This window comes from Trujillonella humicola, assembly GCF_046233715.1.
GTDB lineage: Bacteria > Actinomycetota > Actinomycetes > Mycobacteriales > Geodermatophilaceae > Trujillonella > Trujillonella humicola.
The window spans coordinates 1-26,596 of sequence record NZ_JBJNRJ010000039.1 but is presented as its reverse complement, the minus strand read 5'-3'; the positions used below and the strand labels follow the sequence as shown (position 1 = coordinate 26,596).

Annotated in this window: 24 protein-coding genes, 2 tRNA genes and 1 pseudogene; 14 read left to right on the top strand and 13 right to left on the bottom strand. The window is 75.0% G+C overall.

Translation table 11 applies throughout. From position 1 onward, the window contains the following. Nucleotides 1-21 precede the first annotated feature (21 nt). The 3 genes from ACK586_RS17580 (at nucleotide 22) to rsgA (ending at nucleotide 3,900) form a co-directional block, all read left to right on the top strand. Complete coding sequence (locus tag ACK586_RS17580; RefSeq protein WP_409331789.1) at nucleotides 22-1,485, top strand: NAD-dependent succinate-semialdehyde dehydrogenase; 1,464 nt, start codon at nucleotides 22-24, stop codon at nucleotides 1,483-1,485. A gap of 44 nt (nucleotides 1,486-1,529) precedes the next feature. Then, complete coding sequence (gene aroA, locus ACK586_RS17575) at nucleotides 1,530-2,798, top strand: 3-phosphoshikimate 1-carboxyvinyltransferase (protein ID WP_409331788.1); 1,269 nt, start codon at nucleotides 1,530-1,532, stop codon at nucleotides 2,796-2,798. Nucleotides 2,799-2,877: 79 nt separating this feature from the next. Continuing rightward, entirely contained in the window at nucleotides 2,878-3,900 is a 1,023-nt protein-coding gene (gene rsgA / locus ACK586_RS17570) for a ribosome small subunit-dependent GTPase A (protein ID WP_409331787.1), read from the top strand. 60 nt (nucleotides 3,901-3,960) lie between these two features. Here rsgA and ACK586_RS17565 read toward each other — a convergent pair whose 3' ends face one another. Continuing rightward, the gene (locus ACK586_RS17565; protein ID WP_409331786.1) at nucleotides 3,961-4,671 is read right to left on the bottom strand and encodes a hypothetical protein; all 711 of its coding nucleotides are present in this window, start codon (nucleotides 4,669-4,671) and stop codon (nucleotides 3,961-3,963) included. 138 nt (nucleotides 4,672-4,809) lie between these two features. Next, nucleotides 4,810-5,358 carry a DUF2087 domain-containing protein gene (locus tag ACK586_RS17560; protein ID WP_409331785.1) on the bottom strand — a complete coding sequence of 183 codons (549 nt, stop codon included), beginning with the start codon at nucleotides 5,356-5,358 and terminating at the stop codon, nucleotides 4,810-4,812. Nucleotides 5,359-5,401: 43 nt separating this feature from the next. Between ACK586_RS17560 and hisN the strand changes: the two genes are divergently transcribed. Continuing rightward, nucleotides 5,402-6,205 carry a histidinol-phosphatase gene (gene hisN / locus ACK586_RS17555; RefSeq protein ID WP_409331784.1) on the top strand — a complete coding sequence of 268 codons (804 nt, stop codon included), beginning with the start codon at nucleotides 5,402-5,404 and terminating at the stop codon, nucleotides 6,203-6,205. Between the two features lie 15 nt (nucleotides 6,206-6,220). On the opposite strand, the gene ACK586_RS17550 is transcribed toward hisN, so the two are convergent. Next, nucleotides 6,221-6,760 (bottom strand): XdhC family protein, encoded by a 540-nt coding sequence (locus ACK586_RS17550; RefSeq protein WP_409331783.1) that lies wholly within the window; start codon nucleotides 6,758-6,760, stop codon nucleotides 6,221-6,223. A 141-nt stretch (nucleotides 6,761-6,901) separates the two neighbouring features. Between ACK586_RS17550 and ACK586_RS17545 the strand changes: the two genes are divergently transcribed. The 5 genes from ACK586_RS17545 (at nucleotide 6,902) to nhaA (ending at nucleotide 11,614) form a co-directional block, all read left to right on the top strand. Next, the gene (locus ACK586_RS17545; protein WP_409331782.1) at nucleotides 6,902-8,308 is read left to right on the top strand and encodes a cystathionine beta-synthase; all 1,407 of its coding nucleotides are present in this window, start codon (nucleotides 6,902-6,904) and stop codon (nucleotides 8,306-8,308) included. Then, the gene (locus tag ACK586_RS17540; RefSeq protein ID WP_409331781.1) at nucleotides 8,305-9,459 is read left to right on the top strand and encodes a cystathionine gamma-synthase; all 1,155 of its coding nucleotides are present in this window, start codon (nucleotides 8,305-8,307) and stop codon (nucleotides 9,457-9,459) included. Before ACK586_RS17545 ends, ACK586_RS17540 begins: the two co-directional genes overlap by 4 nt. A 23-nt stretch (nucleotides 9,460-9,482) precedes the next feature. Next, complete coding sequence (locus ACK586_RS17535) at nucleotides 9,483-9,641, top strand: hypothetical protein (RefSeq protein ID WP_409331780.1); 159 nt, start codon at nucleotides 9,483-9,485, stop codon at nucleotides 9,639-9,641. A gap of 76 nt (nucleotides 9,642-9,717) precedes the next feature. Further along, nucleotides 9,718-10,227, top strand: a complete 510-nt coding sequence (locus ACK586_RS17530; RefSeq protein ID WP_409331779.1) for a VOC family protein — start codon at nucleotides 9,718-9,720, stop codon at nucleotides 10,225-10,227. A gap of 4 nt (nucleotides 10,228-10,231) precedes the next feature. Beyond that, nucleotides 10,232-11,614 carry a Na+/H+ antiporter NhaA gene (gene nhaA, locus ACK586_RS17525; protein WP_409331778.1) on the top strand — a complete coding sequence of 461 codons (1,383 nt, stop codon included), beginning with the start codon at nucleotides 10,232-10,234 and terminating at the stop codon, nucleotides 11,612-11,614. Between the two features lie 93 nt (nucleotides 11,615-11,707). Here the strand turns inward: nhaA and ACK586_RS17520 are convergent. The 4 genes and pseudogenes from ACK586_RS17520 to ACK586_RS17505 form a co-directional block, all read right to left on the bottom strand. Further along, nucleotides 11,708-12,181: pseudogene (locus ACK586_RS17520) on the bottom strand (DsbA family protein); the annotation flags it as partial. A 38-nt stretch (nucleotides 12,182-12,219) separates the two neighbouring features. Next, on the bottom strand, nucleotides 12,220-12,510 hold the full coding sequence (locus ACK586_RS17515) for a GNAT family N-acetyltransferase (protein ID WP_409331777.1): 291 nt from the start codon (nucleotides 12,508-12,510) through the stop codon (nucleotides 12,220-12,222). Between the two features lie 95 nt (nucleotides 12,511-12,605). Then, nucleotides 12,606-12,682: transfer RNA gene (locus ACK586_RS17510), tRNA-Met, on the bottom strand. 240 nt (nucleotides 12,683-12,922) lie between these two features. Next, complete coding sequence (locus ACK586_RS17505) at nucleotides 12,923-14,503, bottom strand: BCCT family transporter (RefSeq protein WP_409331776.1); 1,581 nt, start codon at nucleotides 14,501-14,503, stop codon at nucleotides 12,923-12,925. Nucleotides 14,504-14,674: 171 nt separating this feature from the next. Here ACK586_RS17505 and ACK586_RS17500 point away from each other — a divergent pair, with 171 nt between their 5' ends. Both ACK586_RS17500 and ACK586_RS17495 read left to right on the top strand, forming a co-directional pair. Next, nucleotides 14,675-16,027, top strand: a complete 1,353-nt coding sequence (locus tag ACK586_RS17500; RefSeq protein ID WP_409331775.1) for a threonine/serine exporter family protein — start codon at nucleotides 14,675-14,677, stop codon at nucleotides 16,025-16,027. Between the two features lie 10 nt (nucleotides 16,028-16,037). After that, nucleotides 16,038-16,406 (top strand): hypothetical protein, encoded by a 369-nt coding sequence (locus tag ACK586_RS17495; protein ID WP_409331774.1) that lies wholly within the window; start codon nucleotides 16,038-16,040, stop codon nucleotides 16,404-16,406. Between the two features lie 16 nt (nucleotides 16,407-16,422). On the opposite strand, the gene ACK586_RS17490 is transcribed toward ACK586_RS17495, so the two are convergent. Both ACK586_RS17490 and ACK586_RS17485 read right to left on the bottom strand, forming a co-directional pair. Further along, entirely contained in the window at nucleotides 16,423-17,298 is an 876-nt protein-coding gene (locus ACK586_RS17490) for an ATP-grasp domain-containing protein (protein ID WP_409331773.1), read from the bottom strand. Between the two features lie 7 nt (nucleotides 17,299-17,305). Further along, nucleotides 17,306-18,187: an alpha/beta hydrolase fold domain-containing protein gene (locus ACK586_RS17485; RefSeq protein WP_409331772.1), complete on the bottom strand. Its 882-nt coding sequence runs from the start codon at nucleotides 18,185-18,187 to the stop codon at nucleotides 17,306-17,308. Nucleotides 18,188-18,754: 567 nt separating this feature from the next. On the opposite strand from ACK586_RS17485, the gene ACK586_RS17480 reads away from it, so the two are divergent. After that, a complete protein-coding gene (locus tag ACK586_RS17480; protein ID WP_409331771.1) occupies nucleotides 18,755-18,994 on the top strand; it encodes a hypothetical protein in 240 nt (79 codons plus the stop codon). 270 nt (nucleotides 18,995-19,264) lie between these two features. Here ACK586_RS17480 and ACK586_RS17475 read toward each other — a convergent pair. From ACK586_RS17475 to ACK586_RS17465, 3 genes are all read right to left on the bottom strand, one after another. Beyond that, nucleotides 19,265-19,338, bottom strand: a tRNA-Met gene (locus ACK586_RS17475). Between the two features lie 85 nt (nucleotides 19,339-19,423). Continuing rightward, on the bottom strand, nucleotides 19,424-22,435 hold the full coding sequence (locus tag ACK586_RS17470) for a UPF0182 family membrane protein (RefSeq protein WP_409331813.1): 3,012 nt from the start codon (nucleotides 22,433-22,435) through the stop codon (nucleotides 19,424-19,426). A gap of 245 nt (nucleotides 22,436-22,680) precedes the next feature. Beyond that, entirely contained in the window at nucleotides 22,681-23,706 is a 1,026-nt protein-coding gene (locus ACK586_RS17465) for a YlbL family protein (protein ID WP_409331770.1), read from the bottom strand. A gap of 208 nt (nucleotides 23,707-23,914) precedes the next feature. Between ACK586_RS17465 and ACK586_RS17460 the strand changes: the two genes are divergently transcribed. Then, nucleotides 23,915-25,264, top strand: coding sequence for a zinc-dependent metalloprotease (locus ACK586_RS17460; RefSeq protein WP_409331769.1), 1,350 nt, complete (start codon nucleotides 23,915-23,917; stop codon nucleotides 25,262-25,264). Here ACK586_RS17460 and ACK586_RS17455 read toward each other — a convergent pair. Beyond that, nucleotides 25,261-25,920, bottom strand: a complete 660-nt coding sequence (locus ACK586_RS17455; RefSeq protein WP_409331768.1) for a M48 metallopeptidase family protein — start codon at nucleotides 25,918-25,920, stop codon at nucleotides 25,261-25,263. The genes ACK586_RS17460 and ACK586_RS17455 overlap by 4 nt on opposite strands. 398 nt (nucleotides 25,921-26,318) lie before the next feature. Between ACK586_RS17455 and ACK586_RS17450 the strand changes: the two genes are divergently transcribed. After that, complete coding sequence (locus tag ACK586_RS17450) at nucleotides 26,319-26,471, top strand: DUF5679 domain-containing protein (protein WP_170977676.1); 153 nt, start codon at nucleotides 26,319-26,321, stop codon at nucleotides 26,469-26,471. Nucleotides 26,472-26,596: the final 125 nt, after the last annotated feature.

Genomic DNA, 26,596 nt, shown 5'->3' with positions numbered 1-26,596 from the left:
ACGAGAGACGAGGATCACCGCGTGACCGCGACACAGCAGCCAGACACCCAGCAGCCGAAGACCGCCGGCGACTCCGCCGCCCGGAGGTACGCGACGGTCAACCCCTTCACCGGCGAGACCGAGCGGGAGTTCGACTTCACCCCGACCGGGGAGATCGACGGCATCGTCGGCCGGGCGCACGCCGCCTACCAGGAGTGGCAGCGGCGACCGGTGGCCGAGCGCGCCGCCGTCGTCGGCCGGGCCGCCGAGCTCATGGACGAGCGCCGCGAGGACCTCGCGAAGCTGATCACGACCGAGATGGGCAAGCGGCGCGACGAGGCGACCGGCGAGCTGTACCTGTGCTCGATGATCCTCAAGTACTACGCCGAGAACGGCCCGGGCTTCCTGGAGCCGACGCCGATCCAGCCGCTCATGGGCAAGGGCGAGGCGGTGGTCGAGACCCGGCCGATCGGCGTCCTGCTGGCCATCGAGCCGTGGAACTACCCCTTCTACCAGGTCATCCGCGTGGCCGGCCCGAACCTGGTGCTGGGCAACACCGTCATCCTCAAGCACGCCGAGATCACCCCGCAGTGCGCGCTGGCCCTCGAGCAGCTGTTCGCCGACGCCGGCGCGCCCGAGGGGGTCTTCACCAACACCTTCCTGCGGATCGAGGACGTCGAGCAGGTCATCGCCGACCCCCGCATCCAGGGCGTCACCCTGACCGGCAGCGAGCGGGCCGGCAGCGCCGTGGGGGCCCTGGCCGGCAAGCACCTGAAGAAGTCGGTGCTGGAGCTGGGCGGCAGCGACCCGTTCATCGTGCTCGACGCCGACGACATGGCCGCCACGGTCAAGGCCGCGACCTCGGGCCGCATGCAGAACACCGGCCAGGCCTGCACGGCGTCCAAGCGCCTGATCGTGACCGAGGAGCTGTACGAGCCGTTCGTCGAGGGGCTGAAGCAGGCGTTCTCCACCTTCTCCCCCGGTGATCCGGCCGACCCGTCGACGTCCCTGGCGCCGCTGTCCAGCGAGCGCGCCGCCCAGGACCTGCACGCGCAGATCCAGGACGCGATCGACAAGGGCGCGACCGTCGTCGCCGGGGGGAAGCGGCCCGACCGCCCCGGTGCGTTCGTCGAGGCCACGATCCTCACCGACGTCACCCCGGAGATGCGGGCCTTCCGCGAGGAGCTGTTCGGCCCCGCGGCCGTCGTCTACCGGGTGAAGGACGACGACGAGGCCGTCGCGCTGGCCAACGACAGCGACTTCGGCCTCGGTGCCACCGTCATGAGCAGCGACCTCGACCGGGCCCGGGCCGTGGCCGAGCGGCTGGAGGCCGGGATGGTCTGGATCAACCAGCCCACCGGCTCCTCGCCCGAGCTGCCCTTCGGCGGCGTGAAGCGGTCCGGCTACGGCCGGGAGCTCTCCGAGCTGGCGATGTTCGAGTTCGCCAACCGCCGCCTGCTCCGCACGGTGCCGGCGAGGAAGGCGTCCAAGCCCGTCGCCGGCTGACGCCACGGGGAGGGCGCGTGACCCCCGACCGGCAGACTGGGGACGTGACCGAGGTCTGGCCGGCGCCCTGCGCGCCCTCCCCCGTGGACGCCGTCGTGCCCCTGCCCGGGTCGAAGTCGATCACCGCCCGGGCCCTGGTGCTGGCCGCGCTGGCCGACGGGCCCGGCCGGCTGGTGCGGCCGCTGCGCGCCCGCGACACCGACCTGATGGCCGGCGCGCTGCGCGCGATGGGCGTGCGGATCGACGAGGACGGCGAGGACCTGCTCGTCACGCCGGCACCGCTGCGCGGGCCGGCCGACGTGGACGCCGGCCTCGCCGGCACGGTGCTGCGGTTCCTGCCGCCGGTGGCCGCGCTCGCCGAGGGCGCGGTCCGGGTCGACGGCGACCCGCGGCTGCGCGAGCGGCCCAACGCCGGCCTGATCGCCGCCCTGCGCGACCTCGGCGTCGAGGTGGACGACGGCGGCCGCGGCCGGGCCCCGTTCACCGTGCACGGTGCCGGCCGAGTCCGGGGCGGTCCGGTGACGGTCGACGCCTCCGAGTCCTCGCAGATCGTGTCGGGGCTCCTGCTGGCCGCCGCCCGTTTCGACGACGGCGTCGACCTGGTGCTCGCCGGCGGGCTGCCGTCGATGCCGCACGTCGAGATGACCGTGACCGCCCTCGCCGAGCACGGCGTCGCGGTCGCGGCGACCGAGGCCGGCTGGCGGGTCGCCCCCGGCCCCGTCCGGGCGGTCGACCGCGTGGTCGAGCCGGACCTGTCCAACGCGGCCCCGTTCCTGGCCGCGGCCCTGGTGACCGGGGGGCGGGTCACCGTGCCGGACTGGCCGGAGAGCACCACCCAGCCCGGCGCCCGGCTCGACCGGCTGCTCACCGCCATGGGTGCGCACGTGGAGCGCACCGCCGCGGGACTGACCGTCACCGGCAGCGGCCCGATCGCCCCCCTGACCGCCGACCTCGGCGAGGTCGGCGAGCTGACCCCGGTGCTGGCCGCGCTCTGCGCCCTGGCCGACGGCTCCTCCCGGCTCACCGGCATCGGGCACCTGCGCGGGCACGAGACCGACCGGCTGCAGGCCCTCGACGAGGTCCTCACCGCGGTCGGCGCCCGCGTCCAGCAGCTGCCCGACGGCCTCGTCATCGAGCCGGGGCCGCGCCGGGCGGCGGTCCTGGACTCCTACGCCGACCACCGGATGGTGCACGCCGCGGCCGTCCTCGGGCTCGTCGTCGACGGGGTCGGGGTGACCGGCGCCGAGGCGGTCACCAAGACGTTGCCGGACTTCCGCGAACGGTGGACGGCGATGCTCGGGGCGCTCCGCTGAGCGCCGCGATGACGACGGGCGAGGGAGCGTCGCGGAGGGCGCCGGCGACCGGGGAGCGGATCGAGCGCGGAGCCCAGCCGTGAGCCCCCGCCGGCTGGACAGCCGCTCGGACGAGGACGACGTCCGGCAGCGGCCCGGCAAGCACGGGTCGCGGCCGCGCACCCGGACCCGACCGTCGCACGAGGACGCCGTCCCGGGGCTGGTGACCGCCGTCGACCGCGGCCGGATGCAGGTGCGCATCGAGGGCCCCGACGGCGCCCCGGTCGAGGTGACCGTGATGCGCGCCCGGGAGCTCGGTCGGCACGGCGTCGTCGTCGGCGACCGGGTGCGGATCGTCGGGGACACCACCGGCCGGCCCGACACGCTGGCCCGCATCGTCGTCATCGAGGAGCGCGCCACGTCGCTGCGCCGCACCGCCGACGACACCGACCCCACCGAGCGCGTCGTCGTGGCCAACGCCGACCTCCTGGTGATCGTCACCTCGGTGGCCGACCCCGAGCCGGCGCTGGGCTTCCTCGACCGCTGCCTGGTCGCCGCCTACGCCGGCGGGCTCGAGCCCCTGCTGTGCCTGACCAAGACCGACCTGGCCAGCGCCCAGCCGCTGCTCGACCGCTACGCCGGCCTGGACATCGACGCCGTCCCGATGTCGCGGGAGGCGCCGCTGGACGACCTGCTGGCGCGGCTCGGCGGCCGGATGAGCGTGCTGGTCGGTCAGTCCGGGGTCGGGAAGTCGACGCTGGTGAACCGCCTGGTGCCCGACGCGTTCCGCGCCATCGGCGACGTGAGCAAGATCGGCAAGGGTCGGCACACGTCGTCGTCGGCGGTGCTGCTCGACCTGCCCGACGGCGCCGGCGAGGTCATCGACACCCCGGGCATCCGGTCGTTCGGGCTGGCCCACGTCACCGCCGGCGACGTGCTCACCGCGTTCGACGAGATCGCCGAGGCCGCCGAGGAGTGCCCGCCCGGCTGCGGGCACACCGCCGAGGACCCCGACTGCGCCCTGGACGCGTGGGCCGCCGCCGGTCCGGCCACCCGGCAGGACCAGCTGCGGGCGGTGCGGGTGCTGCTCGCCGCCGTCGGCCAGGTCGGCCCCGGCTACTGAGGAAGGACCTCCCTGCCCCCGCCGCTCGCGAGCTCGCGGCGGGCCCCTGCAGGCAGGCCGTCAGAACAGCGCGTCGTCCATGGGCTCGTCGACGGCCTCGATCAGCACCTCGTGCCCCTCGCCGGCCCAGGTGCCGTCGAGCGCCTCGGTGAGCACGCAGACGCCGGTGCCGACGTCGACGCGGACGCGGGTGGCGCTCGGGTACTCCGCACCCTCGAACGGCGCGCCCCACTCGAGCCGGTCGATCTCCGGGTCCCGCAGCAGCGGGCAGCAGGAGCAGCGCGGGTCGTAGGTCGACGTCGGGGTCACGACGGCCTCCCACGCCAGCCGCCCGCCGTGCACCACCTCTCGGAGGTCGCCGATCCGCACGGGCGGCCCCGCGGGACCGTCGTCGTCCCGGAGCTGACCATCGGCGAGCTCGAGCGGGTCCAGCGCCGCCACCCAGACGTAGTTCTGCCACATCGGGTCGTCGGCCTGGCTCAGCTCCCCCCACTCAGGGCGGACGGCGACCAGCCCGTCAGGGCGGAACACGGGCGTCGGCTCGGGCGGCGGCTCCACCGGTCCGATTCCGGCGACGAGTGTCGTGCTCGTGCTGGAGCGACCGCGCACGACGCCGATCCCGCCGGCGGCGTCCTCCACCCGCAACAGGTCCGGGCGGCGCAGCCACCCGCGCACCGCCGGCGACCGCCCCTGGCGGAACGTGAACCGCAGCGTGGACCACAGCCACGGCGAGGACCGGGCGAGCGCGCGGAAGTCCTCGGCGTCGGGCACCGGACGAGTGTCCGGCGCCCGTGCTCCCCCGTCGACCGAGTTCACCGGCGGGCGTTGCCCCTGGGGCGGCCACTCGACCAGCGGATGTGGCCGCTGGAGGGGCACCGCTGCCGGGAGCCGGCAGGACACCCCTCCGCGTCACACGTCGACCCAGCCGCCGCTGCGCCAGTACAGCCCGGCCTCCCGGGAGAGCAGCCCCTCGTCGACCAGGTACCGGCGCAGCGCCGCGGTGTCGGGGTGCCAGACCGCGAGCAGCGCGTTGACCTCGCGCTCGGGGTAGCGGACGCCGACGTCGAACACGCGCACGAGGTGCTCGAGCACCAGCCGCCGCTTGGTCGCCTGCGCCGGGATCGACACCAGCCGGCCGTCACGGACGAAGGCCGAGAGCACCGCGTCCTCGGCCGGGTCGTCCGACAGCGGCTCGGGCCGGGGGGCGGACCGTGCGGCGGCCCGCGCTGCGGCGCCGAACCGGTCGGTCAGCAGCTCCAGCGCGTGCCGGTCCCGCCGCACCAGTCCCGCCCGGGCCAGCCGGCGGGCGGCCAGCGCGACGTCCTTGAGCGACAGCCCCGACGCCTCGGCGGCCTCCTCGAGGGTGGTCGCGCCGAGCGCCAGCGCGCCGACGACGCGCAGCCGGACGGGGTCGGCCAGCAGCCCGGCGATCGTCGTCGCATCGGGTCGGGCGTCCACACGTCCGACGGTAACCAGGCCCCGCCCGCTAGGTTCGGTGTCCATGACGTCGGGGCGGGACCACACCGGGGACATGCACCTGGCGCACGTGCTGGCCGACCAGGCCGACTCCATCAGCATGGACCGCTTCCGCGCGCAGGACCTCCAGGTCGACACCAAGCCCGACCTCACGCCGGTCACCGACGCCGACCGGGCGGTCGAGGAGCAGCTGCGGATCACCCTGGCCCGGGCGCGCACCCGTGACGCCGTCCTCGGCGAGGAGATGGGCACGACCGGCCACGGGCCCCGCCGCTGGGTGCTCGACCCGATCGACGGCACCAAGAACTTCGTCCGCGGCGTCCCGGTCTGGGCCACCCTCATCGCGCTGTTCGACGGCGACGAGCCGGTGGTCGGGCTGGTCTCGGCCCCGGCGCTGAACCGCCGCTGGTGGGCGGCCAAGGGCGTGGGCGCCTGGACCGGGCGGCGGCTGGAGTCGGCGACCCGCTGCCGGGTCTCCGGCGTGCGCGACCTGGCCGACGCCAGCCTCAGCTACTCCTCGCTGTCGGGCTGGGAGGAGCGCGGCCTGCTCGGCGGCTTCCTCGACCTGACCCGCACGGTGTGGCGGACCCGGGCCTACGGCGACTTCTGGAGCTACGTGCTGCTGGCCGAGGGCGCGGTCGACGTCGCCTGCGAGCCCGAGGTGTTGGTGTGGGACCTCGCCGCCCTCGACGTCATCGTCCGCGAGGCGGGCGGCACCTTCACCGACGTCACGGGCACGCCCGGGCCGGCCGGGGGCAGCGCGCTGGCCACCAACGGCGCGCTGCACGCCGCCGCGCTGTCCTACCTGCAGGCACCCGCTCGACCCTGAGCCGCGCCGGCGCGGTCAGCCCGACGCCGCGGCGGCGCGGCCGTGCGCCGTGCCGCCGGACCGGCCGTTGCGGTCGGCCAGCAGCCCGGCGAGCGTGCTCAGCGCGATCTCCGCCGGCGCCCGGGACCCGATGTCCAGCCCGATCGGTCGGTGCACCCGGGCGATGTCGGCGGCCGGGACGCCGAGCGCGGTCAGGGCGGCGACGTGCGGGCCCTCGTGCCGCGGGTTGCCCATCACGCCGACCCAGCGCACCGGCCGGGCCAGCGCGTCGCGCAGGACCTCGCCGAGCTCGGGCCGGTGGTGGTCGGTGACGACGACGTCGGCGTCCCCGGCCGGCAGGTCGAGCCCGTCGAACCCGGTCGTCCCGGCGCCGCGGGAGGGGTCGGGGTCGAGCAGCACCGTCCGGTAGCCGAGCTCCGGAGCCCAGCGCAGCAGCACGTCGGCCACCGGAGAGGCGAAGACGGCCACCAGCACCCGGTCGGTCGCCCCGGCCGCCGGCGCCCCGTGGGCCACTCCGCAGGTCGGGTCGGTGCTCGGGCCGCCGGGAGTGGTCACCCCGGCATCCTCGCGCCGCCGCCCCGCGCCGCGCCAGGCCCTCGATCGGGGACACCTCCGACGCACGCGGCGCGCCGCTCTGCTGGGATGGGGACGGCGCCGCCCGACCGGGCTCCCGGGCGCCGAACGAGGAGGTCCGCCGTGCAGTACGCCGAATCCGTGGTCGACCTGGTCGGGAACACCCCGCTGGTCCGGCTGAACTCGGTCACCCGGGACCTCGGCCCCGACGCACCCCTGGTGCTGGCCAAGGTCGAGTACCTGAATCCCGGCGGCTCGGTCAAGGACCGCATCGCCGTCCGGATGGTCGACGCCGCCGAGGCCAGCGGCGCGCTGCAGCCGGGCGGCACGATCGTGGAACCGACCAGCGGCAACACCGGCATCGGCCTGGCCCTGGTGGCCCAGCAGCGCGGCTACCGGTGCATCTTCATCTGCCCGGACAAGGTCGGCCAGGAGAAGATCAACGTCCTCAAGGCCTACGGCGCCGAGGTCGTCGTCTGCCCCACCGCCGTCGACCCGTCCGACCCCCGCTCCTACTACTCGGTCTCCGACCGGCTCGCGCGGGAGACCCCCGGCGGCTGGAAGCCCGACCAGTACTCCAACCCGGCGAACCCGCAGTCGCACTACGAGACCACCGGTCCGGAGATCTGGGCGCAGACCGAGGGCCGCATCACCACCTTCGTCACCGGGATGGGCACCGGCGGCACCATCAGCGGCATCGGCCGCTACCTCAAGGAGGTCTCCGGCGGTCGCGTCCGCGTCGTGGGCGCCGACCCGGAGGGCTCGGTCTACTCCGGCGGGACCGGCCGCCCGTACCTCGTCGAGGGCGTGGGCGAGGACTTCTGGCCGTCCACCTACGACCGGGGGATCGCCGACGAGGTCATCCCGGTATCCGACGGGGACTCCTTCGCCATGACCCGGCGGCTGGCCCGCGAGGAGGGCCTGCTGGTCGGCGGCTCGTGCGGGATGGCCGTGGTCGCCGCGCTCCGCGCCGCCGAACGGCTGACCCGGGACGACGTCCTCGTCGTGCTGCTGCCCGACGGCGGCCGCGGCTACCTCAACAAGATCTTCAACGACGCGTGGATGGCCGACTACGGCTTCCTGGCGGCCACCGGCGAGGAGACCGTCGGCGAGCTGCTGCACATCAAGTCCGGCGAGACGCCGTCGCTGGTGCACACCCACCCCAACGAGACGGTCCGCGAGGCGATCGACATCCTGCGCGAGTACGGGGTCAGCCAGATGCCGGTGGTGCGTGCCGAGCCGCCCGTGACCGCGGGCGAGGTCATCGGGTCGGTCGACGAGAAGGTGCTGCTCGACGCGCTCTTCGCCGGCCGCGCCTCGCTGGCCGACCGGGTGGAGAAGCACATGTCCGCCCCGCTGCCGATCATCGGATCCGGCGAGCCGGTGAGCGAGGCGGTGAGCGCCTTCGGAGCGGCCGACGCGCTGCTCGTGCACGTCGACGGCAAGCCGGCCGGCGTCGTCACCCGGCAGGACGTGCTCGGCCACCTCGCCGGCATCCCCGCCGGCACCGCGCCTACGGTCGGCGCATGAGCACGCACGGCTTCAGCACCCGCGCCATCCACGCCGGGCAGGACCCCGACCCGGCGACCGGGGCGGTGGTCCCGCCGCTGCACCTGACGACGACGTTCAAGCAGGACGGCGTCGGCGGCCTGCGGCAGGGCTACGAGTACAGCCGCAGCGCCAACCCCACCAGGACGGCGCTGCAGGAGGCCCTCGCCGCGCTGGAGGAGGGCACCGCCGGGCTGTCGTTCGCCTCGGGCCTGGCCGCCGAGGACACGCTGCTGCGCACCGTCTGCACGCCGGGCTCGCACGTGGTGCTGGCCGGCGACGCGTACGGCGGCACGTTCCGGCTGCTGTCGAAGGTGGCCGCCCGCTGGGGCGTCGAGCACACGCCGGTCGACCTCGGCGACCTCGACGCCGTCCGCGCCGCGATGCGCGACACCACGGCGGTCCTGTGGTGCGAGACGCCGACCAACCCGCTGCTCAACATCGCCGACGTCGCCGGGCTGGCCCAGATCGCGCACGACGCCGGTGCGCTGCTCGTGGTCGACAACACCTTCGCCTCGCCCTACCTGCAGCGGCCGCTGACGCTGGGCGCCGACGTCGTCGTCCACTCGACGACGAAGTACCTCGGCGGGCACTCCGACGTCGTCGGCGGAGCGCTGGTCGTCGCCGACGACGGCCTCGCCGAGCAGCTGGCCTTCCACCAGAACGCGATGGGCGCGGTCAACGGCCCCTTCGACGCCTGGCTGGTGCTGCGCGGCATCAAGACCCTGGGCGTGCGGATGGACCGGCACTGCGCCAACGCCGGCCGGGTGGTGGAGTTCCTCACCGGCCGGCCGGAGGTCTCCGCCGTCCTCTACCCGGGCCTGCCCGACCACCCGGGGCACGCCGTCGCGGCCCGGCAGATGTCCGGCTTCGGCGGGATGGTCTCGTTCCGGCTGGCCGGCGGGGAGGAGGCGGCCCTGCGGGTCTGCGAGCGCACCGAGCTGTTCACGCTGGCCGAGTCGCTGGGCGGCGTGGAGTCCCTCGTCGAGCACCCGCACCGGATGACGCACGCCAGCGCGGCCGGGTCCCCGCTGGAGGTACCGGGCGACCTGGTGCGCCTGTCGGTGGGCATCGAGGACGTCGAGGACCTGCTCGCCGACCTCGAGCAGGCCCTGGCGCAGGCACCGGCCTGACCTCGACCCCGGAGGAGGACGGCATGGCTCTCAAGGTGATCGGCGCGCTGCTGGTGCTGTGGCTCGTCGTGACCGTGATCGGGGCGGTGGTCAAGGCGCTGTTCTGGCTGGCCGTCATGGGCGCGGTGCTGGTCGTGGCCACCGCGGTGCTCGGCGTGCGGCGGAGGCACACCCGGCCGTGACCGCCGGGAAGCGATCCCGGATCGCGGCGGTTGTCGGGGGCACCCAGGAGCGCCCCGGCACGGGAGGATCGCCGCCATGAGCACGCCCCACAGCACCGTCGACCCCGCTGCGGCCGAGGCCGAGCGGGCCCGCATCCGGGCGGCGCACCTGCGCCCGGCCGGGCAGCGACCGGCCTCGACCGCCCGCGGCCTGCACCACACCGCGCTGATCAGCTCCGACGTGGAACGGACCGTCCGCTTCTACCAGGACGTGCTCGGCTTCCCCCTGACCGAGCTGATCGAGAACCGGGACTACCCCGGCTCCTCGCACTTCTTCTTCGACATCGGCAACGGCAACCTGATCGCCTTCTTCGACTTCCCGGGCCTGGACGTCGGCCCCTACGCCGAGGTGCTCGGCGGTCTGCACCACCTGGCCATCAGCGTCGAGCCCGAGCGGTGGCACGCGCTCGTGGAGCGACTGGCGGCCGCCGGTGTCCCGCACGAGGTGCACAGCGGAGTCTCGGTGTACTTCCGCGACCCGGACGGAGCGCGCGTCGAGCTCATCGCCGATCCGCTCGGCGAGATGTACGGCCAGCAGGTCCTGTGAGCCGGTGAGCCAGCCACCTCGCCCCGGTCCGGCGACGCGGGTCACCCTCCCGACGCTCTCGCCGTCGTCGCGGCTGTACGTCGGGACCGAGGCCGGCGGCTCGGCGCTGCTGCTGATCGCCACGCTCTGCGCCCTGGCCTGGGCCAACTCGCCGTGGTCGGACGGTTACGACTCCTTCTGGCACATGCCGGTCTCGCTGGGCGCCGGTGACCTCGTGCTCGAGATGGACCTGCGGCACTGGGTCAACGACGGCGCGATGGCCCTGTTCTTCCTCGTCGTCGGGCTCGAGATCACCCGCGAGGTCAGCACCGGGGAGATGCGCGACCGCCGGTCGGTCGCCGCGCCGGCGCTGGGTGCGCTCGGCGGGCTGGCCGTGCCCGCGGCCATCTACCTGGCGTTCAACCCCACCGGGGAGGCGTCGGCCGGGTGGGGCGTCGTCATGTCCACCGACACCGCCTTCGTGCTCGGCGTGCTGGCGTTGTTCGGACCCCGCTGCCCCGACCGGCTGCGGCTGTTCCTGCTGACCCTGGCCATCGTCGACGACATCGGCGCGATCTCGGTGATGGCGCTGTTCTACTCCGACGACCTCGTCCTGCCGGCGCTCGCGGTGTCCGCGCTGCTGGTGGCCGCGGTCGTCGCGCTGCGGTGGGCCGGGGTGTGGCGGCTGTGGCCCTACGTCGTCGTCGGGACGGCGCTGTGGCTGGCCGTGCACGAGTCGGGGGTGCACGCCACGCTGGCCGGGGTCGTCCTCGGCCTGCTCCTGCCCTCCCGGCCGCCGTCGCGGGAGGAGGTCCAGCGCACCAGCGCCTACGGCCGGGCGCTGCGCGAGCAGCCCGACGCCGAGCGTGCCCGGCTGGCCTCCCTGGCCGTGGCCTCGACGGTGCCGGCGAACGCGCGCCTGCAGCACCGCCTGCACCGGTGGACGGCCTACGCCGTCGTCCCGGTGTTCGGGCTGGCCAACGCCGGTGTGCCGCTGGACCCGGCGACCCTCGGCGACGCGCTGACCTCACCGGTGACCATCGGCGTGGCGGTGGCGCTGCTGGTGGGCAACGCGGTCGGCATCACCCTGGGTGCGACGCTGGCGCTGCGCACCGGGTGGGGCGTGCTGCCCGGCGGGGTCCGCTGGTCACACCTGGTGGCCGGCGCGACGCTGGCCGGCATCGGCTTCACCATCTCGCTGTTCATCGCCGACCTGGCCTTCCGGGACGCCCCGGCCCTGCGCGAGCAGGCGATGATCGGCATCCTCGGCGGCTCGCTCACCGCGGCCGTTGTCGGCGTGGTGCTGCTGCGCGTCCTCGGTGACCGGTTCCCGCTGTGCACGCCGGAGGCCGACGGACCACCGGCGCTTCCGCCGCGGCCCTGGCTGGAGCCCGCCCTGCGGCGCTGAGGGTCCGGCGCCGGGAGCCCACGTGCAGGAGTCGCCCTCGGGCGGCGGTCCGGCGTCGGCCACGATGCCGGGGACGGCGGCCACGGCCCGGCGCAGCGCGGCGATCTCCACCCGCCCGGCGTAGCGCCGGCCCCCGACGAAGAGGGTCGGCGTCCCCTCGACCCCCATCGCCAGGCCGGCGGCGAAGTCGGCCTCGACCTTGTCGCCGAACGGCTGCGCCGCCGCCCCGACCACCCGGTCGGCGTCCAGTCCCAGCTTGCGGGCGTACTCGCGCAGCGCGGCGTCGGTGAGCCGGTCCTGCTTGGCGAACAGCAGCTCGTGCATTCCCCAGAAGGCGCCCTGCGCGCCGGCCGCCTCGGCGGCCAGCGCGGCGGTCAGGGCGTAGGGGTGCCGGTCGGCGAGCGGGAAGTTGCGGAACACCAGGCGGACGCGGCCACCGGACTCCGCCACCAGCCGGCGCAGCACCGGCGCGGCGGCCGCGCAGTACGGGCACTCGTAGTCGCCGTACTCCAGCACGGTGACCGGTGCGTCGGGGTCGCCCAGGACGTGCTCAGCGGCGTCGTGCACGGCGTCATGCTGCCCGACCGGACCCGCGCCGGTCACGGTCACGCCCCGGCGCCGTCGACCAGGTCGGCGTACTCCGGGTGCCGCTCGATCCAGCCGCGCACGAAGCTGCACTGCGGGACGAGGCTGCCGCCGCGGGCCCGGACGTCGTCGAGCGCTCCGCGGACGAGGCGCCCGCCCAGGCCCGATCCCTCGGCGTCGTCGTCGATCTCGGTGTGGGTGAAGACGGTGCGCCCGCCCTCCCGCCGGTACGCAGCCAGCCCGAGCACCCGGTCGCCGTCGCGGATCTCGTAGCGGGAGGACTCGGGGACGTCCTGCACGGTGGGTTCCATGCCCCGCCCCAACCCGGGCGGCGCGGCGGCTGTTCCCCGTCGTGCCGCCCGGACGCGACGAGGGCCCGGTCACCGTGGTGACCGGGCCCTCGTGGTGGTAGCGGGGACAGGATTCGAACCTGTGACCTCTGGGTTATGAGCCCAGCGAGCTACCGAGCTGCTCCACCCCGCGTCGGTAGCACCACCGTACACGTCCGCCGGCCGCGCCGCCGCGGGGGCGTCCGGGTGGCCCGCCGGGACGGCGGCACCGCCGGTCCCCGGGACCGCCGGAACTCGGCGCCGGCGAGCAGCAACGTGCCGGTGAGGAACAGGAGGCTGCCGAGTGCGACGAGCAGGGATCCGCGCGACAGCGCCGATCCGACGAACACCCCGCTGCCCAGTGCGTAGCAGCCGTAGGCGGCCAGTCGCCCGGTCACCGGCCGGCCGCGCGCACCGGGTCGTCGCCGGGCGTCGGATCGGCCGGCACGGGCTCGGCCGGCAGCGGGGCCGCCGGCACGGGGGCTGCCGGTGCGGTGGCAGCGGGGAGGGCCTCCTGCCGCAGCCCCCTCACGAGGGAGACGAGGACGAGGATGAGCACGACGGCGAAGGGGAAGGCCGCGACGATCGAGGCGGTCTGCAGCCCGCCGAGGCCGCCGCTGACCAGCAGCGCGGCCGCGGAGGCGGCGATCACGAGCCCCCACACCACGGTGACCGACCGGGCGGGGTCGCGGCCCTCCCGCGAGCTCAGCGATCCCAGCACGAAGGTGGCCGAGTCGGCGCTGGTGACGAAGAAGGTGACGATCAGGATCATCGCCCCGATGCCGGCGACCACCCCGCCGGGCAGGGTGGCGAGCAGCCCGAACAGCTGCGACTCGGCACCCTGCTCCGAGAGCTCCGCGCCGTCCCGCTCGGCGAGGACGCCGGCGCCCCCGAACACCGAGAACCACAGGCCGGACAGCGCCGTGGGGACCGCCAGGACGCCGACGACGAACTCGCGGACGGTGCGACCGCGGGAGATGCGGGCGATGAAGGTCGCGACGAACGGCGACCAGGAGATCCACCAGGCCCAGTAGAAGACCGTCCACCCGTTGATCCACTCCGACCGCGCCGTGTCGAACGGCCCGGTCTGCAGGCTCATGGCGGGCAGCTCGGACAGGTAGCCGCCCAGGGTGGTGGTGAAGGCCCCGAGCAGGCGTCCGCTCTGGGCGGTGAGCAGCACGAACAGCAGCAGGCCGACGGCGAGCACCACGTTGGCCGAGGACAGCCACTTGATCCCCCGGTCCAGCCCGGACAGCGCCGAGACGAGGAACAGCACGGTGATGACGGCGATGATCGCCAGCTGCACCCCGGGTTCGACCGCGATGCCCCCGGCCAGTGCCGCGAGCCCGCCGTTGATCTGGGCCGCTCCGAGACCGAGGGAGGTGGCCACGCCGAAGACGGTGGCGACCACCGCGACGGTGTCGACCGCCACGCCCAGCGGCCCGTCGACGCGGTCGCCGAGCAGCGGCCGCAGCGCACCGCTCACCGTGGCCTTCCACCCGCGGCGGAACCGGGCGTAGGCCAGCGCGAGCGCCAGCACCGCGTAGATGGCCCACGGGTGCAGGCCCCAGTGGAAGAAGGAGTACCGGAGGGCGTCGCGGGCGGCCTCGGTGCTCCCCGGCTCGGCGGTGGGCGGCGCCAGGAGGTGCGACACCGGCTCGGCCACGCCCCAGAACACCAGCCCGATGCCCATGCCCGCGCTGAACAGCATCGCGAACCACGCGCCGGTGCTGTACTCCGGGCGTTCGTCGTCCGCGCCGAGGCGGACCCTGCCGTACCGGGACGCCGCCAGGGCGATGACACCGATGAGCAGGCCGGACGCGGTCAGCAGGTAGAACCAGCCGAACCGGTCGACGACGAAGGTGCGGGCCGCCTCCGCGCCCGACGACAGCGTCTCCGGGGACAGCGCACCCCACAGGACGAAGGGCAGGACGAGGGCCAGCGAGGCCCAGAAGACGACGGAGGTCCTCCGCACGGGCGGTCTCTCCAGACGTGGTCGGGGTTGCGCAGCCGGGATCGGCGCAGACGGTCGGGTGGCCACATCGATGAGCAAGACAACTTTTCGAAGGTATACGGCTCCTCCGCCCTTCTCATCGTGAGCAGACCCACGTCACGCGGGCGACCGGCGTTCGGTCATCGTGGGCGGGTGGACACCGCACGGCCCGGGCAGGACGAGGCCCAGCGCGTCCTCGACCTGACGCTGGCAGTGGGCGAGGTCCTGCTGGCCGGCGGCGTCGGCGCCGCGGCGGTCACCGACGTGTGCACCGCCGTGGCGCGGGCCGGCGGCCTGCGCCGGGTGGAGTGCGACATCACCTTCACCTCGATCGCGCTGTCCGCGGTGCCGGCCGGTGGGTCGACGCCCGTCTCGGCGATCCGCCTCGTCCACGCCGGCGAGCTGGACCACACCCGCGTGACCGGGGTGCACGTCCTCGTCGAGGACTTCGTGGCCGGGCGCATCCCCCTCTCCGCGGCCGAGGAGCGGTTCTCCCGGGTGACCGCCGCGCCCTCCCCCTACCGCCGGCCCGTGGTCACCTGCGCCCGCGCCGTCCTGGCGGCATCGGTCGCGGTGCTGCTGGGGGCCGGCCCCGTGGTCACCGGGGCGGCCTTCGGCGCGACCGTGGTCATCGACGTGGTGAACGCGCGGCTGGGCCGGGCCGGGCTCCCGCCGTTCTTCCTCAACGTGACCGGCGGGCTGCTGGCGACGGCGGTGGCACTGGCCCTGGTCGCGGCGGAGGCCGGCGTGCGGCCCGCCCTCGTCGTGGCCGGCGGCATCGTGCTGCTCCTGCCGGGGGTGACGCTGGTCGGCGCGGTGCAGGACGCCATCACCGGCTTCTACGTCACGGCGGCCGCACGGGCGCTGGAGACCGTCCTGCTCACCGCGGGGATCGTCAGCGGCATCGCCGTGGCCCTGGCCGTCGGGGTGCGGCTCGGCCTGCCGGTCCGCATCGTCGACCCACCGGCGGCCCAGCTGGGGCGGGTGGTCGCCGAGGTGCTGGCCGCCGCGGTCGTCGCGACGGCCTTCGCCCTGGCCAACCGCGCTCCCGCGCGGGCGCTGCCCGCCGTCGCCGCGCTCGGCGCGGGCGGCTGGGGGCTGTCGCTGTCCATCACGCGGCTCGAGCTGCCCGCCGTCCTCGCCGCCGCGAGCGCCGCGGTCGCGATCGGCGCCGCCGGACACCTGCTGGCCGGCTGGCAGCGGATGCCCACGGTGGTCCACACGGTCGCCGGCGTGGTGCCGCTGCTGCCGGGGCTGACCATCTACCGGGGGATGCGCCACCTGGCCGAGGGCGACGACCTCGGCGGGATGGAACTGCTCGGCTCGGCCGTGACCACCGGCCTCGCGCTGGCCGCCGGGCTGATCCTCGGTGAGCTGGTGGTCCGGCTCGCGCGCCGCCGCCCGCTGCGGCCACCCGGATGGCGTCGCGGGGCCCGCCGCGCCGGAGCGGCCTCCGCCGGCCGCGGCCGTGCGCGCCTCCCGGGCAGTGACCGCTCAGCGACCTAGGGTCACGCACGTGGGTGCGGAGTCGACGGTGACCTTCCTCCGCCGCCCGAAGCCGGTGGAGGTGCTGCACCGGGGCAGCTGGTGGATCGGTGCGCTGCTCGGCTGGCGGCACGACGCCGACGGCACCTGCTGGCTGCGGGTGACCGCCCTGGTCGAGGGCTACAAGCGGACGGCGTGGGTGGACCTCGAGACCGTCCGGCTGCCACTGCCGCCGGCCCTGCCGGACCGGCCCGCCCCGCCTGCCCGGTCCGCCCACGAGGAGCGGGCCACCCAGCGGCTCCCACGCCACGGGGACCGGGGACCCCGCAGCTCGCTGCCCGCGCTGCCGCGGCCGCGGCACGGACGGGACGCGGGGCAGCTGCACGCAGCCGGGGTGTGACCGGCGCCGGCCGGCATCAGCCGAGCCGGGCGGCGATCGCCGACGCCAGCCGCTGCGCCGCGCCGTCGGCCACGCCCAGGAACAGGCTCGGCTCGGTGAGCTCCAGCTCGAGCAGCAGCGGGCGCCCGTCGGGGCCCGGGACCAGGTCGACCCGCGCGTAGAGCGGCACCTCCCCCGTGCGCGCCCGCAGCACCGCGAGGACGTCGTCGCCGATCGCGCGCTGGTCGTCACGGGCCGCCCGGGCGGTGATCGTCTCCTCCGCGAACAGCCCGGCCCCGAGCGGTCCGGCGGCCAGCAGCGCCCCCTTGCCGAAGGCGTGGCTGAAGGAGCCGTCGAGGTGCACGAGGCCGGTCTCCCCCTCGGCGTCCAGCCGGTCGAGGTAGGGCTGCACCATCACCGGCCGGCCGGCGTCCAGCAGCCGGCGGGCGAACGCGGCGGCCCGGTCCCGCCCGGCGACCGGGAAGCGTGCGGTGTCGCGCGCGCCCGCCGAGACCACCGGCTTGACCACCACGTCGCCGTCCCACCGCGCCAGCGCGGCGGGCAGCTCCCCGGCCTCGGTCACCCACGCCGTGGGGACCACGGGCAGACCCGCGGCGGCGAGCTCGGCGAGGTACCGCTTGTCGGTGTTCCACTCGAGGACGCCGACGGGGTTGAGCAGCGTCGTCGCCGCGGCCACCCGCCGGGCCCAGGCGAGGAACTGCTCCCGGCGCGGCGCGTAGTCCCAGGTCGACCGGACGACGACGAGCTCGGCGGCGGCCCAGTCCACCCCGGGGTCGGCCCAGTCCGCGACCGCGGCGGTCAGCCCGGCGTCGGCGAGCGCGGACAGCAGGAGCGGCTCGTCGTCGTCCCGCCCGGCGGCGTCGGCGCAGCTGGCGAGCAGGACGTGCGGCATGCCCGGATCATCCCGCGGCGATCTCGCGCACCACCCGCTGGGCAGCGGCCTGCCCCTCCGGTGCGGGCACCAGCGGGTACACGTGGACGGCGCCCGGGCACACGGTGAGCTCAACGTCGGCACCCTCGGCCCGTGCGCGGTCGCGGAGGGAGAGGGCGTCGGGCAGGCAGATCTCCCGCGTACCGACGTACACGTGCACCGGCGCCAGCCCGGCCAGGGGGCCGGCGCCCGGGCTCAGCCGCGGATCGGTCGGGTCGTCGCCACCCGCCCACGCGTCGGCGGCGATGCGCAGGCCCGTGCTGCACAACCACGGGTCGCGGTCCTCCACCGCGGGCAGGTCCGGGTGGCTCAGCGTCAGGTCCAGCCACGGCGAGAGGAGCACCACCCGCCGCGGCTGCCGCAGGCCCCCGGCTGCGAGGGTCTGCGCCAGACCGAGGGCCAGGCCGCCGCCGGCGGAGTCGCCGGCCAGGGTGACCGCGGAGGCGTCGACGTCGGCGAGCAGCTCCCGGTACACGGCGGTGAGGAAGGGGTACGCGTCGCGGTGCGTGTGCCGCGGCGCCAGCCCGTAGTGGGGCACCTCCACCCGCACCCCGGCGTCGGCCAGCCGTGACACCAGCGCCCAGTGCTGCGGGGAGATCGCGCTGATGTAGGCCCCGCCGTGCAGGTACACCGCGGCGCGGACGGGCGGTCGGCCGCGCGGGGCGACCATGGTGCACGGGAAGCCGCCCACCTCGCGCGTGCCGACCCGGTGCCGCCGGGCGAGGTGGGCGGGCGGCGTGGCGGACCCCTTGGCAGCGGCCAGCCGCCGGCGGGCCCGCTCCGGGGTCGCCATCGCGCGCTTGCGGGTCAACCGCAGCACGGCCGCCACGGCGTGCATCTGCAGGCTCACGCTGCTGCTCCTCCTCGATGCGCCGGACCGGCGGGACCACCGCCGTTGCTGGTCGACTTCGCCTCTTCCCGCAGGTCACGACCTGATGCCGACGCTCCTGCGCACCCCCTGGTGGTCCGTTCCCCGCCCCTCGTTCCTCCATGCGGAGCACGACGATGCCCAGGACACCGGTGTCGGACAGCGTGATCTCGACGCCGCCGCGGGCCGTCGGGACGCCCCGCCGCCCGTGGCCCGGCCGCCCCGTTCCGGTGGGCCCGGCGGATCACCTGGGCACGGTCGCAGGCGGCGGTCCCGGCGACGATCCGGTCGGTCGACGTGCGTCGTGACCGTCGGCTCGGACGCCGTCCACCAGGGCATCCGCAGTCCGTCGGGACGGCGTGGGGTGCCCTCAGGCGACCGGCTCGAGGGCCTGCGCGCCGTCCTCGGCGACGCCGACGAGGTCGAGGGCGGTCGGCCGGCTCCGGCAGCGCGGTCGGCCCCTCGCGCACCAGGTGCTGGTCGACGACGCGGGTTCACCTGGACGCAGATGGCGGCCGGGCTCCGCAGCACCGGGTTAGCGTGGCGCTCGTGGCTCTCGCTCCGTTCCGCCCGCCCTGGTTCGGCAACCGCGGCGTGCAGGTGCTGGCCGCCGCCGCGCTCGCCTACACCCTGGTGCAGATGGTGGTGCGGCTGGTCGACGCGGCGTGGGCGGAGGCGTTCCTCCAGGCCGCCTGGAGCGTCCTGTTCGGCTACGTGCTGGTCGAGTCGCTGCGCTTCCGCCGCGAGCAGGACGCCGCCCCTGACGAGCCGGCGGAGCCCACCGACTGACCCGGCTCCGGCGGGGATCGGACGGGGAGGGCAAGGGGATGGCCTCGGACCCTCGAGGAGAGCTCGCCAGTCGCCGGTGGCGGCGGCCTCGAGTGCCCAGGCCGGGGTAGGCCGGGGGCACGGTGGTGGCGGCGTGCGGAGGATGCCTGACAGCAGCGCTCCCCCGGATGCCGGAGCACCGGCGGCCCGCACCGCGGCCGGAAACGGCACCGGCCCCTCCGCTGAGCGGTAGGGGCCGGTCCTGACGAGCGGAATCACACGTCCGCGTAGTAGCGGGGGCAGGATTCGAACCTGCGACCTCTGGGTTATGAGCCCAGCGAGCTACCGAGCTGCTCCACCCCGCGTCGGTGAGATCAGCTTACACGCCTCCCGACGGCCCGGCTGCGGGGGGCGGGGTGTCACCGGGCACACCCCGCCCCCGCGGCCGGCTCAGCCGCCCGGTCCGCCCGCAGCCGCCTGGGCGGCCTGGTACGCCTCGACCGCCTGCTGGAGGTTCGCCAGCGCCTGGCCCTGCGCGGAGAAGTCTCCGCTGCGCTGGGCGTCGGCCAGCGCGTCCAGCGCCGCGTCGAGGTCGGCGACGGCCTGGTCCAGCTCGGGCGTGGCGCCGTTCCCACCGCCCGCCGGCGGTGGCGGGGGCGCGGTCGTCGGATCGTCACCCGGCGTCGGCTCGGGGGTCCCGTTGGCCGGCGGCTCGGGCTCGGGATCGGGCTCGGTCCCGGCGTCGTCGCTGTCGACCGCGACGTCGCCGGCGCCGGTGCCGAACACCTGGTCCAGGGCCTCGGACAGCGTGTTGGCGTAGCCGACCTGGCCGCCGTAGTTGACCAGCACCTTGCGCAGCAGCGGGAAGGAGCTCTGGCCGGTCCCCTCCACGTAGAGCGGCTGCACGTACAGGAGCCCGTCCCCGCCGATCGGCAGGGTCAGCAGGTTGCCGAAGACGGCCTGCGAGTCCTGGCTGTTGAACAGCGTCAGGTCACGCGCGACCTCGTCGTTGGTGTTGAACGACTGCTGCACCTGCTGGGGGCCGCGGAAGGGGGTGTTGCCCGGCAGTCGCAGCACCACGATCTCGCCGTAGGTGTCGGGGTTGCTCGACGCCGAGATGAACGAGGACAGGTTCTCCCGCCGGAACGCGTTCAGCGCGCTGGTCAGCTGGAAGATCGCCTCGTCGTCCCCCGGCCGCTGGGCGAGGATGTAGTACGGCGGCTGGGCGTCGTCGGTGTCCACGGTCGGGTCGGCCGGGACCTGCCAGCGGTCGTTCTGGGCGTAGAAGTCGATCGGGTCGTCGACGTGGTAACGCGTCAGGATGTCGCGCTGCAGCTTGAACAGGTCCTCGGGGTACCGCACGTGCTGCACCAGGTTGTCCGACATCTCCTCGCGCGGCTGCACCACACCGGGGAACGCCTTCATGTAGGTCTCGAGGACCGGGTCCTCCTCGTCCCAGGCGTACAGCGTCACGGTGCCGTCGTAGGCGTCGACGGTGGCCTTGACCGAGTTGCGGATGTAGTTGAACTGCTCCTCGGGCAGCGCCGTCGTCCCGGTGCCGGTCAGCGCGTCCTGGGCCGCCTCGCGCAGCTCCATGAACTCGGCGTAGGGGTAGGCGTCCGAGGTGGTGTAACCGTCGAGGATCCAGGTGATCCGCCCGTCGATGACCGCCGGGTAGGGGTCGCCGTCGACCTCGAGGAAGGGCGCCGCCTTCTCCACCCGGTCGCGCGGGTTGCGGACGTAGAGCACGCGGGAGGCGTCGTTCACGGCGCTGGAGAGCAGGAAGTTGCGCTCCCGGTAGTGGATCGCGAACGTCAGCTGGCGGAAGAAGCTGCCGATGGCCACCCCGCCCTCGCCGTCGTAGGTGTTGTTCACCTGGCCCTCGTCGGAGCCGTCCTCGGGACGGTCGAACTCCCGCGGCGCCTCGCCCTCCGGCGCCCCGACCACCGAGTACACGTCCTCGCCCTGGTCCTGGATCAGCTCGCCGTAGTAGATCCGCGACTGCTCGACCTCGATGTCGCCGACGGTCGGCAGGTCCCGGGTGGTGAAGTTCGGCTCGCCACCCTCCTGACCGGCGACGACCTGGTTGGCCGGGGCCGCGACGAAGCCGTTGCCGTGGGTGTAGACGGTGTGCCGGTTGATCCAGCTCGACTGGTTCTCCGACAGGCTCTCGCTGTCGAGCTCCCGCACCGCCACCACGTAGTCCCGCGTGACCAGCTCGCCGGTCTCGGGGTCGGGCAGCGTGTACCGGTCGATGTCGAGCTTCTCGGGGAAGCCGTACACGTTGCGGATCTGCTGGCGCGCGGTGAAGGTCGCCGACAGGACGTTGGGGTCGAGCAGGCGCGCGTTGGGGATCGTGTCGGTGTCGTTGCGCAGCTGCCGCTGGGCGGCGTCGGTGTCGACGTCGTCGCCCTGGTTGCGCTGCGCGTAGTCCACGTACCGGACGTTGTCCTCGGTGAGCCCGTAGGCCTGCCGGGTCGCCTCGATGGCCCGCGCCACGTACTCGGCCTCCCGCTCGTTGGCGCTGGGCCGCACCACGAACTGCTGGACGATCGCCGGGTAGGCGACACCGATCACGAGGCTGGACAGCAGCAGCAGGACCAGCGCCGCGGCGGGCAGCCGGATGTTGCGGACCACGATGTTGGCGAAGAAGGCGACGGCGCAGAAGGCCGCCGCGAAGACGAGGATCGTCTTGGCCGGCAGCAGCGCGTTGGTGTCGGTGTAGCTGGCGCCGGTGAACAGCTCACCGCGGGCGGAGTAGACCAGCCCGTAGCGGTCCAGCCAGTAGGCCACCGCCTTGAGCAGCACGAACAGCCCCAGCAGCACCGACAGCTGCACCATCGCCGCGGAGGTCAGCTTCTGCCCCGGGGTCTGCAGGCGCAGGCCGCCGAAGAGGTAGTGGGTCAGCAGGGAGCCGATGAGGGCCAGCAGCACGATGGCGAAGCCGAACCCGAGCAGCAGCCGGTAGAAGGGGTAGTCGAAGACGAAGAACGAGATGTCGAGGCCGAACTGGGGGTCCACCTGGCCGAACTCGGTGGCGTTGCGGAACTCCAGCCAGGTCTCCCAGTTGCCCTGGGCGGTGAAGCCGGCGAAGAGGCCGACCACGACGGCGACCGCCGAGAGGACCAGGGCCCGGCGGGGCTCCAGCGACTGCCGGTAGCGCTCCAGGTTCTGCTGCTCCAGCGACATCGGCCGGAAGGTGGGCCGGAAGCGGTAGGCGAGGTAGATCGCCAGCGCGGTGAGGCCACCGGTGGCCACCCCGGCCACCGCGAACAGCAGGGCACGGGTCTGGAGCTCGGTCCAGAACACCTCGGTGTAGCCGGTCTCGTCGAACCAGAGGTAGTCGACGTAGACGCTGGTCAGCGTCCCGATGGCGGTGAAGAGCACCAGCAGGACGGCGATGGCCCCGATGACGATCTTGGCGCGCCGCGACAGCGTCGGCACGGACACGGGGGGCCGCATGGCCACGAGCGGTCTCCTTCACTTGCGGGTGGCGCGGGGCTCCGGGGGTCCGCACCCCCCGGAGCCGGCATTGCTCAGTCGTCCGGCCGCGGGCGGCCGGACGGCATCGGGTCGGAGCCGGCCGGTCCGGCGCCGGCCCGGTCAACCCGGACAACGCACGGCGCCGCCCGGGGTTCCCGGGTGCCCTCAAGCTTCCCCCAGCGCCGCTCCGGGCGGAACGGCGGAGGGTGGACGGCGGGCGGAGGTCAGCACCCCTGCGGCGTGCGGCCGGCGCGGTGGTCGGCCAGGGCGTCGAGCGCGTCGTCGAGGCTGGCCACCCGCGCCAGGGTGAGCCCGGGCCGCGGGGCGTCCAGCGCCTCGGCGCAGTTGTCCGCGGGAACCAGGAACAGCTCGGCGCCGATCTCCTCGGCGGCGACCATCTTGAGCTGGATGCCGCCGATGGGCCCGACCGCGCCGTCCTCGGTGATGGTGCCCGTCCCGGCGATGACCGCACCCTCGGTGAGGTCGGTGTCCCCGACCAGGTCCAGGATGCCCAGGGTCAGCATCAGGCCCGCCGAGGGACCGCCCACGTCGGCCACCTGGATGTCCACGTCGAACGGCGCCGACGGCCGGTCGGCCACCTCGATGCCCAGCAGCGATCCCTCGCGACCGGTGGCCGCCATGGTCGTCACCTGACCGGTGCCGGCCTCCCCCAGCCGCGTGTAGCCGACGACGACGGTCGTGCCGCCGGGGATGCCGGTCAGCACCTCGGTGAGCGCGTCCAGGTCGGCGATCGGCCGCCCGTCGACCGTCTCGATCGCGTCGTTCTCCTCCAGCACGCCCCGCGACGGCGAGTCGTCACCGGAGAGCCCGCGGACCACGGGCCGGACCGGGTACCCCAGGTGGGCCAGGGCGGCGGACTCGGCGCGCTCCTCCGAGCTCAGGAACGCCTGCAGGTTGGCCTGCCGGGTCTCCTCGGCGGTGCGGTCGGGCGGGTAGACCGACTCCTCCGGGACGATGCTCACCTCGTCGTCGAAGTACCCCTGCACGGCCTCGACGAGGCTCAGCCCGGGCCGGCCGACGCCGACGGTGGTCAGGGTCAGGTCGCCGCTGACGTCGTTGCGGTCACGGCCCTCGATCGAGATGACCGGCTCGCCGTCGACCTCCCCGACCGTGTTCAGCGTGGGCCCGGGGTACTGGGCGACGAAGGGCACGGGCAGCACGGCCCCGAGCACGCCGAGGACGAGGAGCAGCACCACGCCGGTCCCCAGGACGGCGATCCGACGGGTCACGACCGGCGAGCTTAGGGTAAGGACCTGGGTGCCCCCCGGCGCTCGCCAGCTCGCACCGGGCCCCTGCACCCAGGCCGGAGCGGTGACCCCGGCGCTCGCACCCCGGCGACCACTCCGGCGAGGCGGCCCTGCTCCGCCGGTCGTCCGCCGTGCGCGGAAGGCGGCCGCGGCCGGGTCGTGACGCGATCACCGCGACTACCGTGGAGCCATGAGCGACGTGCCGTTCGGATTCGGACTCCCCGACCGCGACCCCGAGCGTCGGGACCAGCCCGGTGCCGGCAACGACCCCTTCGGGCTCGGCGCGCTCTTCGGCGGCGGCGCGGCCGGCGCCGGCACCCCCCAGGAGTTCCTGGCGAAGATGCCGCTGTTCGCCGAGCTGCAGAAGCTCATGAACTGGTCCGGCGGACCGGTCAACTGGGACCTGGCCCGCCAGGGCGCGATCAGCGCCCTCGCCGCCGGCACCCAGCCGGTCTCCGACGGCGAGCGGACCGCGGTCGCCGAGGCGCTGCGGCTGGCCGACCTGTGGCTGGACCAGGTGACCGACCTGCCCTCCGGGGTCGAGCGCACCCTGGCCTGGTCGCGGGTCGAGTGGGTGGAGCAGACCCTGCCCCAGTGGGGCCGGCTGATCGACCCGCTGGCCGAGCGGGTCGTGGCCGCCATGACCGGCGCGCTGCCCCAGGAGGCGATGGCAGTGGCCGGTCCGCTGGCCGGGATGATGGGCCAGATGGGCGGCCTGATGTTCGGCGCCCAGGTCGGGCAGGCCTTCGGCAAGCTGGCCGGCGAGGTGCTGACCGGCACCGAGGTCGGCCTGCCCCTGGCCCCCGACGGCGCCGCGGTGCTGGTGCCGCAGAACGTGGCCGCGTTCGCGGCCGGCCTGGACCGGCCGGCCGACGAGGTGCGGCTGTTCCTGGCGCTGCGCGAGGCCGCCTCGCTGCGGCTGTTCGCGCACGTGCCGTGGCTGCGCCAGCAGCTGCACGACGCCGTCCACGCCTACGCCCGCGGGATCACCGTCGACCGGGAGGCGATCGAGCGCGGCGTCACCGAGGCGATGGGCTCCGGTGGCATCGACCCGAACGACCCCGAGAGCCTGCAGCGGCTGCTGCCCATGCTCGAGCCGGAGGAGACCCCCGAGCAGCAGATGGCCCTGCGCCGGCTGGAGACCCTGCTCGCCCTCGTGGAGGGCTGGGTCGACGTCGTCGTCGCGGCCGCCGCGGGCGACCGGCTGCCCGGTCACGGTGCGCTCGCCGAGACCATGCGCCGCCGCCGCGCCTCGGGCGGACCGGCCGAGCAGACCTTCGCCACGCTGGTGGGACTGCAGCTGCGGCCGCGCCGGCTGCGCGACGCGGCCACGGTCTGGGGGGCGATGGGTCAGCAGCACGGCGCCGACCTGCGGGACCGGCTCTGGTCCCACCCCGACCTGCTCCCGACGTCGGAGGACCTCGACGAGCCGCTGGACTTCGTCGCCCGCCAGGGGGTGGACGACGAGCTGCGCTCCCTGACCGAGGACCCGGGTGACCCGGGCCGGCCGGACGACGAGGGCGACGCCGGGAAGCGCTAGTCGACCAGGTCGTCGTCCTCGGGGGGCGGGAGCTCGCCGGGCGCGTGCCGGGCCAGCTCCACGCCCTCCAGGAAGCCCCGGGCCCGCTCGGCGCGCGGGTAGCGGGCCACCAGCGCCCAGAACCGCTCGTCGTGGCTGGGCTCGATCAGGTGCGCCAGCTCGTGCACCAGCACGTAGTCGACGACGTACTGGGGCATGCCGCGCAGCCGGCTGGACAGCCGGATGCTGCCGTCGGCGGGGGTGCACGAGCCCCAGCGCCGCTGCTGGTTGTCGACCCAGCGCACGCTGCTCGGCTGCGGCACGCCGTCGAGGTGTGCCGCCGACAGCGCGCGGGCGTGCGCCATGAGCTCCTCGTCGCCACCCACCGAGCGGCGCCGCCGTTCCTCGCGGGTCTGCAGCTTGGCCACCATCTGCGCCACCCAGCGCCGCTCCTCCGCCGGGGTGAACGCGGCCGGGATGAGCACGACGGTGCGGCCGGACTCGCGGTACGCGGTCACCGTGCGCCGTCGCCGGGAGCTGCGGCGGACCTCCACCGGCCCCATGCCGGCACCGGACAGCTCCGACGCCGCGGCGGGGACGGCGCGGGCAGCCCGCTGCGCCGGCGGGCGGTCCGCCGGTCCGGGGCTGGTGGGGGTGTCAGGAGTCCTTCCGGGCACGGTCTGCACGGTAGTCACGGCGGCCGGGCGCCGCCGCTCCGCGACACCCGCTCGGGTGCAGGTCCCCACGGTCGGTGGACACCGGGTGCGCCCGACCCGGGGACGTGCTGCACTCTGCGCCCCTCCACAGCCCCCGGACGGTGTTCCTGCAGGTGGGGCAGCCGTCGGGACTCCGGACCGGTCTCCGGAGAGCGGCCCTCTCCCCCGCCGGCCCACAGCGACACGCCGCCTGCTCCCCAACGCGTCCACAGTCCCGTCCACAGGCTGTGGGGAGCCGGTCACCGGTCCGGGCCCCGGATCGGCCCGCGGGACCGGACGGCCTCTCCGTGCCGGGTAGCGTTCCCGCCCAGCGGCGCCCCGACCGGGCACCGGATGGACCGAGCAGGAGGAGGAGCACGGTGGCGGAGAGCTACAACGGCTACTGCGTGAAGTGCAAGGACAAGCGCGACTTCGACGGCGAGGTCAAGGTCAGCGAGTCCGGCCGCCGGATGGCCCAGGGCACCTGCCCGGTGTGCGGCACCAAGATGAACCGGATCCTCGGCAAGGCCTGAGCGAGGACCCCCTCGCCCCCCACCGCTCGCTAGTGGTCCCCACCGTTGGAACGTCGGGGGTCATGCGGCCAGCGGTTCGTGGTCGGCAAGTCTTTCGAGCAGGTGGTCGAGGGACTTCCGTCCGA